The following is a 2,895-nucleotide window of genomic DNA, read 5'->3' as shown; positions in this document are numbered from 1 at the left end:
TGAGACACAGAGGTCAAAATTATATAAGGATTTGTTGATAGGATTTTCACTTATATTTTCAGAAAATCTGTCCAATCAAAACCGACCACTTATCTTGTTCTCTGCAGGCCATCAATTAGTTCCAATACACCGTGCTCGCCTTCAATAAGGAAAATTGGTGGAATTGGTAAGCCAAGTATAATTGATTCGATTAATCTCGATCTTTGTTCATTAGTCCATCGGAATAATCGCTGATATTCAGGTCGAATGATAATTTCTTTATCGTTGTGAAGATTTAGCAATTCTCCAAAAGAAAAATCAACTGCCGTAGTCCGAATTTCACGATCAACATTTTCTGTATTGCTCATGTATCCTCTCCTATTAATTTCTATAGCTTAGATTAACGCTTTGACTTGGACGCCCAACGGAAAGGTATACCGCGCCGCCGCTGTGCTGGTTAAACCCACGCAGCTCCCCCGGCGTCGACATGGGCGAAATGTTAGGCGCGCTCGATTAAAATGGTTGCAGCTGCCCAACTCGCTTTTTCTTGGTTGCAATATTCAATATGAGAAACAAGATCTGCTGAAAATTCGTTACCAAGTATCTCGTTAATATTAATTTTTATTGTTTTAAATCTAGACTGCAAGGTTTCTGTACCTGTAGTTGTAGTTGAATCTTGAGCCAGAGTAAAAAATGAAAATAAACCAAATTCTATTGAAGAGTCGATGGATTTTCTGTTTAATACTGTTTTTATTCTCTTAATATCTGCTTCATATTGAGTAATATTTGTCACTCTATTTTTGACTTCAATTACAGCTCTCGGCTGTCCTTTGGCCCACCAAAGTAGTATGTCAAAACGTCCATTTGACCTTATATCAGAATGAAGTTTACCTTTTCCTAAAGCATTTGCATCGTATAGAGCATCATATGCTTTATTTTCTAATGTCACGTATTTATTACCGTTTACAGACATTAATGACTGAGCGATTGCTGAAGTAATAAAATATTCAGGCGCTGACCAAAGCCAATATTCGGACATATTTAAGTATTGTTGGTGAGCTGAAACAATGCCGGACTGACAAGCGCTTACTATTTCTGACTTTGAAATCCTACCTTTTTTCATCGCACACTCTTTTGATTTCTAAATTTAAGCCTAACGGTGAGCTAAGCTGCGCTGCCGCTGCCTTGCTGGCGAAATCGGTGCGTGTCGGCGTCAGCTTGGGCGACTTGTTGGAAATTAGGCGCTTAAAAGGAAACAGCGCTGCCATTAACAAGAAGCTGATGGAGCAACCCCGAAAAGCTTGACCCCGCAACAGCTTTAAAACAGACTCAGCAATAAAAGCAAAAACTAATGAACCAAGACTATTTTACCGACAAACCGGAAAATCCACAGCAGCAAAAGGAAAAACCAATAAAGCTGAAACAACTGGAAGCTGAGGAAATGCCAGAAAACTTTAGCCAAAATCTGGAAATACGGAGCTAAAAAAGCCAAGTAATTTACCCGAGCGACAAAACAGAAAAGGCAAAAGCTTTAACCACTTTTATTTGCCAACTGAGCCAAAGCGCGAAAACTTATAAAACCTGGCAATACCCCGGAAACAGATTTCCAACAGGGTAATAAGTGGACAGATTTTCCACCTATTCCGATATTATGGGCAAAATATGGAAAATCAGGCATTTATTTTTCCATGTTTGAAGTATTGATATCAAGAATACTTCAATAGCCACATATCACCGATAAGCAATCCAACGCCATAAAAAATACAAGTTCATGATGAGACTTTTTATATTTTTCCCTCAAAAAAGTCTCTATTTTAAAGGCTAAAAATGTTCTGATCTATTAACAATCATGGCTTTTGACGTTGTCAGGCCAAACAGCGAAAGAAATTGAATGTACTATTTTTATATCACATAGCCGTGATATCTCTGTGGTATAATAACAGGCAGTCAAAAAATTTGAGTCTTTTTATGGACAGACAAAATTCAGAAAAATTCCTTAAAAAAGAAAGCCTTTTCAAAGGTTAAAATCATTTAAGTCCTTGACTGTCAATGGGTTTCATAGGTTACGTAAAAACACCATACAGAATCGAATCATGACCAGCCCCTTTATCATTATTGCGGTTATATTGGGGTAACGCCTCTTTTTTAAGGACTGGAGAAACTCCAACGTGGCATATCAGCCAAGAAAGAAAACAAGTGTAACCTTACCGTTCAAATATGGCCGTAATCTGGCCGTTCAATCTTGTTGTTTCAATAATTCTGCCCCTTTTTATGGACTCAAAAAATTCCACCATAGGCAAAACCAACAAGAAAGAAAATTAGCCTTATCTTAGCGTTAATCTTGCCGTTATCTTGACGTTGTCTCGTTGTCTTAGCCCCTTTTTTTATGGCGCCTGAAAATTATATTTGCCGCCAATAATGAATCAGGCCTGGGCCTTGAATGGGATAACCTTTGCCCCTGCCTTGAGTCCGTCCAGGTAATCGGCCCATTTCTGCATCATCTTGCGCCTTTCCTCAAGATGTGACGTTCTGTTGTAAGCCCTTCCCAAAGGATCTCTCACAGCATGTGCGAGCTGGTGTTCTATGAAATCAGGCCGTACCTGCAACACTTCATCAAGAATGGTTCTTGCCATTGCCCTAAATCCGTGCCCTGTCATATCCTCGCTTGAATACCCCATGCGCCTTAACGCCTGATTGATGGTATTTTCGCTCATGTGTTGGCCTGGCTTTCCATTGGCTGGGAAAAGATATTTGCCGCTTCCTGTGACAGTGTGAAGCTCTTTCAGTATTTCTAAAGCCTGAGTCGCCAATGGTACAATATGAGTGATCAACGACAGTTATAAATCCCCCCTGACGACAATTAGAATTCCCGCTTAATGCAAACCCGGTTATCCAATGTTGTGATATGGAGGATCA

The 2,895-nt window shown here is 39.6% G+C and carries 3 protein-coding genes; all 3 read right to left on the bottom strand.

The window, feature by feature from the left end; genetic code table 11:
• Positions 1 to 89: 89 nt before the first annotated feature.
• The 3 genes from K245_RS0121145 to K245_RS25825 all read right to left on the bottom strand — a co-directional run bounded on the left by K245_RS0121145 (position 90) and on the right by K245_RS25825 (position 2,789).
• The gene (locus K245_RS0121145; protein ID WP_027360761.1) at positions 90 to 347 is read right to left on the bottom strand and encodes a DUF262 domain-containing protein; all 258 of its coding nucleotides are present in this window, start codon (positions 345 to 347) and stop codon (positions 90 to 92) included.
• 131 nt (positions 348 to 478) lie between these two features.
• On the bottom strand, positions 479 to 1,102 hold the full coding sequence (locus K245_RS0121140) for a hypothetical protein (protein ID WP_027360760.1): 624 nt from the start codon (positions 1,100 to 1,102) through the stop codon (positions 479 to 481).
• A gap of 1,300 nt (positions 1,103 to 2,402) precedes the next feature.
• Positions 2,403 to 2,789 carry a tyrosine-type recombinase/integrase gene (locus K245_RS25825; RefSeq protein ID WP_232223863.1) on the bottom strand — a complete coding sequence of 129 codons (387 nt, stop codon included), beginning with the start codon at positions 2,787 to 2,789 and terminating at the stop codon, positions 2,403 to 2,405.
• Positions 2,790 to 2,895 lie beyond the last annotated feature (106 nt).

It is taken from the genome of Desulforegula conservatrix Mb1Pa, from assembly GCF_000426225.1.
Lineage (GTDB): Bacteria > Desulfobacterota > Desulfobacteria > Desulfobacterales > Desulforegulaceae > Desulforegula > Desulforegula conservatrix.
Note: the sequence above shows the minus strand (reverse complement) of the source record. Positions and strands in the feature narration are given on the sequence as shown.

Excerpts from the sequence above, each read along its gene's own strand:
- K245_RS0121145 (WP_027360761.1), bottom strand. The coding sequence starts at position 347 with ATGAGCAATACAGAAAATGTTGATCGTGAAATTCGGACTACGGCAGTT.
- K245_RS0121140 (WP_027360760.1), bottom strand. The coding sequence starts at position 1,102 with ATGAAAAAAGGTAGGATTTCAAAGTCAGAAATAGTAAGCGCTTGTCAG.